Source organism: Plantactinospora sp. KLBMP9567, assembly GCF_033446045.1.
Lineage (GTDB): Bacteria > Actinomycetota > Actinomycetes > Mycobacteriales > Micromonosporaceae > Plantactinospora.
Genome location: NZ_JAWQRR010000001.1, coordinates 1 through 5,424 on the forward strand (window position 1 = coordinate 1; position 5,424 = coordinate 5,424).

A 5,424-nucleotide genomic window follows, 5' to 3' on the forward strand; every position below is an offset into this window, starting at 1 on the left:
CGTTGTGGACGTCCGGCCACCCGCCCGTGTCATCGACAAGGAAGGAACGCTGTGAAGACGCCAATCCGCCGGCTCGGCCGAGCCGGCTCGACGGTCGTCGCGGTCGCGCTGCTCTCCTGCGCCGGCACGATCGCCGCGGCACTGGTCGGGCTCACCTCACCCGTCCAGGCGGCACCCTCGCTCGGCACCCTCGCCATCGACCCGACCAGCGGCAACGTGACCGACGGCTCGGCCCAGGCACCCGCGTTCACCGCGCGTACCTCGGCGGGCTGCCCGGCCGGCTGGGGGGCCCAGGCGCAGATAAGGATCGGCCCGGCCGGTCAGCCGGGACGACCGGTGGGCGGCACCCTCGACCGGATCGCCAGCGCCACCGGCTACGACGCCGGCCCCTTCACCCTCGGCACCAACCGGTCGATCAGCAGAGCGCTGGACCCGACTCCCGATGACGGAGTCCACCCGGCGCCGGCGGACGGCGACTACCGGATCACCATCGAGTGCCTGACCGATCTGGCCGAAGCGCACGAACACTGGTTCCAGACCGTGGTCACGATCAGCGGCTCGACCTGGCAGGTCAAACAGACGCCGAGCGGTTCAGCTACCCCGACCGGTTCCGCCACACCGACCCCGACGGTGACCCCGACGGCGAGCCAGAGCCCGACCGGCAGCCCCACGCCCACCTCGACCGAGACGGCAAGCCCGACGCCGACCGAGACGGGCAGCCCGAGCCCCACCCCGACCGAGACGGGCAGCCCGAGCCCGGCTCCGACCCAGGGAGGGGGCGGCGGCAACCTGGCGCTGACCGGCGCTTCGCTGCCGACCCTGCTCACCGGTGGATTCGTCCTCGTCCTCACCGGCGTGGCCGCGATGCTGCTCGGCCGACGCCGCGACACCCAGGCATAGCCGGATCCTCCGGGCGGGCCGCCGGACCGACCCGCGCCGGTGCGGGAAACCCGGCCCGATCCCGGACAGGCGGACGTGACAACACCGGTCGCCCGCCGCCGCAAGGGCGGCCGGCCCGTCCGCCCAGGGCAGGAGAGAGGAAGACATGCCCGTACTCGGATCACCGAACCCCTTGCAACCCCCGCCGCGCGGCGGGTACGCCTCCACTCCCGCCAGCGGCCAGGACGGACCGCACGGGGAGGTCGACAAGGATTCACTGAGGTGGCGAGGAGCGGCGCTGCTGCTCCCGGCAGTTATGGCGGCCGCGGCCGGGTTGTCGGCACAGTCGCCGGGCGCGGCGGCCGTGCCGGCCCGGCGCGCGGCTCTCGGCACGCTCACCATCACGCCCACCAGTGGAACCGTCGGCGGCAACCCGATGCTCGTCTCGGCGATCACCTCGGCACCCTGCCCGGCCCGGTACGGCTCCGCGGCGCTGCTGCGGGTCGGCCCGGTCGGCGGCCCGTACAGCAACATCGCCCGGCCGGGCGGGGCGGGCAGCTACGACACGGCACCGGTCAGCATGCACCCGAACCGGTCCATGGCCACGTCACAGGGGAGACCACCCGGCGACGGCGAGTACGTGATCGTCGTCGAGTGCGTCAGCGACACCCTGGGTACCCACCCCGACCGGTTCGAGGCGCGGATCGTGGTCAGCGGCGATACCTGGCGGGTCAGGAGCGGCACCGGCGGCCGGGCCACACCGACGGCCAGCGCGGCACCGGAGACCACCACCGGTCCGCCGTCCGGCCCCAGCCCTGGCGCGACCCCGACGGCCCCCTCCGCGCCGACCGGTGCCGCCGGGAAACCGACCATCACGGCCACCCCGGACGGCACCTCAGCCGACCTGGCCTCCCGGCCGGACGAGGGCGGCTCACCACTGCCCTGGGCTCTCGGTGGGGTCGCCCTGCTGGCCTGTGCGGCCGCGGTACCGCTGATCCGCCGGCGAGGGAGCAGGCAGCCGTGACCGCGACCGTCGACCCGCCGACCGTGCCACCGGTCGGCCGCCATCAGGGACCACCGGCCGCGCCACCCCGGCCGGCACCCGCCCCCGCTGCCGGCGGCGCACCGGCCAGCCCCGTGGGTCCACCGACCCGGGCCACCCCGACCCGGGCGTCCCGGTCCGTCGAGATCCCGGCGGTACGCGTCACCGGCACCGTACTGACGCTGCTCGGCGTGCTGCTGCTGGCCTTCGTCGTACACCTGACGCTGATCTCCCAGCTCCGGTACGAGCGGGCCCAGCAGACGGCGTACGCCGACTTCCGCAAGGATCTGGCCGAGGGAGTCGCGCCGGTCGGCCAGACCGATCTCGACGGCGAACTGCTCCGCCCCGGTACGTCGGTCGCGGTGCTCCGGATTCCCGTGCTCGGCACCCGGCAGGTGGTCTTCGAGGGAACCACCGGAGCCGTGCTGCAGAACGGTCCCGGGCACCGCCGCGACACGGTGCTGCCCGGCCAGCCCGGGACCAGCGTCGTGCTGGGCCGGCACGCCGGGTACGGCGGCCCGTTCGCCGGGCTGTCGCTGCTGACCCCCGGCGACGAGATCGTCGTGGTGACCGGGCAGGGCGAGCACCGGTACCAGGTCACCGGTCTGCGCCGGCCGGGCGACCCGCTGCCGCCCCGGCTGGCCGACGGGGCGGGCCGGCTCACCCTGGCCACCGCGGACGGCCGGCCGTACCTGCCGGACAACGTCCTGTACGCCGACGCCGACCTGGTCTCGCCGGCCCAACCGTCCCCACAGCGGCGCTTCGGAGCGCAGTCCCTGACGGCGGCCGAGCAGGCGATGGCCGGGGATCCCGCCGCCTGGGTGCCGCTGGTGTTGTGGGGCCAGGCACTGCTGATCGCCGCCTACGCGGTGAGCTGGGCCTGGGCCCGCTGGGGCGGCTGGCAGGCGTGGGTGTCGGGGATGCCGCCGCTCGCCGTCCTGGGCCTCACCGTGGCGGATCAGGCCGTCCGACTCCTGCCCAACCTCTACTGACGACGGAGCCGAGATGAGCCTCGACAGTACGTCCCTGATGCCCCCCGCGCCGGCCGGACCGCACAACGGTCTGGCGGCCCTGGAAGCCCGGTCGATTTCCGCGTGGTTCGGCCAGCACAAGGTGCTCGACCGGGTGTCGCTCCGCATGGCCGCCGGTGAGGTGACCGCCCTGATCGGTCCGTCGGGCTGTGGCAAGTCCACGTTCCTGCGGATCCTCAACCGGATGCACGAGCTGATCCCCGGTGCCTCGCTGGCCGGCGAGGTGTTGCTCGACGGCCAGGACCTGTACGCACCGGTCCGCCGGATCACCGACGCCCGCCGGCAGGTCGGAATGGTCTTCCAGAAGCCCAACCCGTTCCCGACGATGTCGATCTACGACAACGTCGTCGCGGGCCTGAAGCTCACCGGTACCCGGATGGGCCACAACGACCGGGACGTCCTGGTCGAGGAGTGCCTGGCCAAGGCCGGGCTCTGGAAGGAGGTACGGGACCGGCTCCGCTCCCCGGGCGGCGCTCTCTCCGGCGGGCAGCAGCAACGGCTCTGCATCGCGCGCTCGCTGGCGGTCCGGCCGCGGGTGCTGCTGATGGACGAACCCTGCTCGGCGCTCGACCCGACCTCGACCCGGCGCATCGAGGAGACCATCGCCGAACTGGTGGCCGAGGTGACGATCGTCATCGTCACACACAACATGCAGCAGGCGGCACGGGTCTCCAACCAGTGCGCGTTCTTCCTCGCCGAGCACGGTACGCCCGGCGCCATCGTCGAACACGGTCCGACCGAGGTGATGTTCGACAGTCCACAGGACTCTCGTACCTACGACTACGTGCACGGACGGTTCGGATAGGCCGTCGCGCCGACCGGTCGGTCGCGTCCACCGGGTCGGCGATGGCTACGAAAAGGTGAACCCCCTGCTGGTGCCGCCTTTGACATCTGCCATTCACGCGGTGGATCAACCCGATTCCTCGCGCTGTCGGTCCCGCGTCAGTTCGGCCGTAACCCGCAATTCGCCTGCTCCATGTCCGGCCTTGGCGTTGGCCTGCACGACGGGTCACGGCCCGTGTGCAGCCTGATCGAGGTCGCGGCAGGTGACCGCTCCCGACGTGGGAGAGCCGCCGTACCGCACTCCTGGCAAAAGGACGTGATTCATGAAGGCAACAAAGGCCCTGCTCGGCCGGGCGGCCGCCCTGGCCGGCGCGGTCGCGCTGACCGCGGTCGGCCTGGTCGGCGTCGCGGCGCCGGCCCAGGCCGCCGCGGCGGGCACCCTCACCCTCAACCCGACCAGTGGCACCGTCACTGACAACCCGATGTTGACCCAGGCCACCACCTCGGCGGCCTGCCCCACCGGATTCGGCGACCAGGCCGCGCTACGGGTCGGCCCCGTCGGCGGTCAGGTGGCCAACCTCAACCGGATCGCCAGCGACACCGGCTACGACACGGCTCCGTTCACCCTCGGCGCGAACCGGTCGATGGCCACCGCGTTGGCCGGCACGCCGACGAACGGCGACTACGTCGTCGTCGTCGAGTGCCTCAGCGAACTCAACGGTGTACACCCGGACCGATTCGAGACCGTCATCACGGTCAACGGCGGCAACTGGCGGGTCAAGGGCGCCGTCGACCCGGCCGTGCCGACCACCACCGCGCTGGGCGCCAGCCCGGCCGGCCCGGTCGAGGCCGGCACCGCCGTGACCCTCACCGCCACCGTGGACCCGGCCGCCGCGGCCGGTACGGTCGCCTTCCGCAACGGCAGCACCTCGCTGGGCACCGCGCCGGTGTCGGGGGGTACCGCCCGGATCACCACCTCCGCCCTGCCGGTGGGGAACAACGCGTTGACCGCCCAGTTCACCCCGGCGGACCCGGCGGCGTACCAGCCGTCGACCTCCGGCGAGCTGAAGGTCCAGGTGACCGCCCCGGGCGCGGTCGACAAGGAGCAGCGGATCACGGCCGAGATCGTCGGCGGTGGGCTCTCGCTGGAGGTGGCGGGCAGCGACGTCGCCCTCTCCGGTGGCGTCGTGGGCGGTACGGCCAGCGGCACGCTGAACACGGCGACGGTGTCCGACCTGCGTGGCACCGGCGCCGGCTGGAACCTGACCGGCCAGGTGGACGACTTCGTCGGCCCGGCCGCCGCCACGATCGACGGCAACCAGCTCGGCTGGACGCCGGAGGCCAGCAAGCTCAGCGGTAGCGGCACCGCGACCGCAGGCGCCGCCGCGACGCCGGGCTCCGGCCTCGGGGAGGCCAAGACGCTGTGCCGGGCCAACGAGGGCAGCAGCGCCGGCACCTTCGAGTGCGGCGCCGGTCTGAGCCTCGGCATCCCGGACACCACCACGCCGGGCAGCTACGCCGGCACCCTCACCCTGACGCTGGTCTGACCCGCCGGAGTCCGACCGGCCAGACGCCCCACGCGGCGGGGGGGGGGGCGGGGCGGCCGCCCCGGGGGGCCCCCCCCCCCCCCCCCCCCCCCCCCCCCCCCCCCCCCCCGCCCCGCGCCCCCCCCCCCCCCCCCCCCCCCCC

5 protein-coding genes are annotated in these 5,424 nt (G+C 74.0%); all 5 read left to right on the top strand.

What is annotated here, in order from left to right; genetic code table 11:
* The first annotated feature begins 51 nt into the window (after nucleotides 1-51).
* The 5 genes from R6Y94_RS00005 (at nucleotide 52) to R6Y94_RS00025 (ending at nucleotide 5,282) form a co-directional block, all read left to right on the top strand.
* A complete protein-coding gene (locus R6Y94_RS00005; protein ID WP_318393616.1) occupies nucleotides 52-900 on the top strand; it encodes a hypothetical protein in 849 nt (282 codons plus the stop codon).
* A gap of 145 nt (nucleotides 901-1,045) precedes the next feature.
* Nucleotides 1,046-1,903: a hypothetical protein gene (locus tag R6Y94_RS00010; RefSeq protein WP_318393617.1), complete on the top strand. Its 858-nt coding sequence runs from the start codon at nucleotides 1,046-1,048 to the stop codon at nucleotides 1,901-1,903.
* The gene (locus R6Y94_RS00015; RefSeq protein ID WP_318393618.1) at nucleotides 1,900-2,913 is read left to right on the top strand and encodes a sortase; all 1,014 of its coding nucleotides are present in this window, start codon (nucleotides 1,900-1,902) and stop codon (nucleotides 2,911-2,913) included. Before R6Y94_RS00010 ends, R6Y94_RS00015 begins: the two co-directional genes overlap by 4 nt.
* A gap of 37 nt (nucleotides 2,914-2,950) precedes the next feature.
* Complete coding sequence (locus R6Y94_RS00020; RefSeq protein ID WP_318393620.1) at nucleotides 2,951-3,757, top strand: phosphate ABC transporter ATP-binding protein; 807 nt, start codon at nucleotides 2,951-2,953, stop codon at nucleotides 3,755-3,757.
* A 301-nt stretch (nucleotides 3,758-4,058) separates the two neighbouring features.
* Nucleotides 4,059-5,282: an Ig-like domain-containing protein gene (locus tag R6Y94_RS00025; RefSeq protein WP_318393619.1), complete on the top strand. Its 1,224-nt coding sequence runs from the start codon at nucleotides 4,059-4,061 to the stop codon at nucleotides 5,280-5,282.
* Nucleotides 5,283-5,424: the final 142 nt, after the last annotated feature.

Bases quoted from the DNA above. Each gene is read 5' to 3' on its own strand.
- R6Y94_RS00020 (WP_318393620.1), top strand. From the start codon at position 2,951: ATGCCCCCCGCGCCGGCCGGACCGCACAACGGTCTGGCGGCCCTGGAA.
- R6Y94_RS00010 (WP_318393617.1), top strand. From the start codon at position 1,046: ATGCCCGTACTCGGATCACCGAACCCCTTGCAACCCCCGCCGCGCGGC.
- R6Y94_RS00025 (WP_318393619.1), top strand. From the start codon at position 4,059: ATGAAGGCAACAAAGGCCCTGCTCGGCCGGGCGGCCGCCCTGGCCGGC.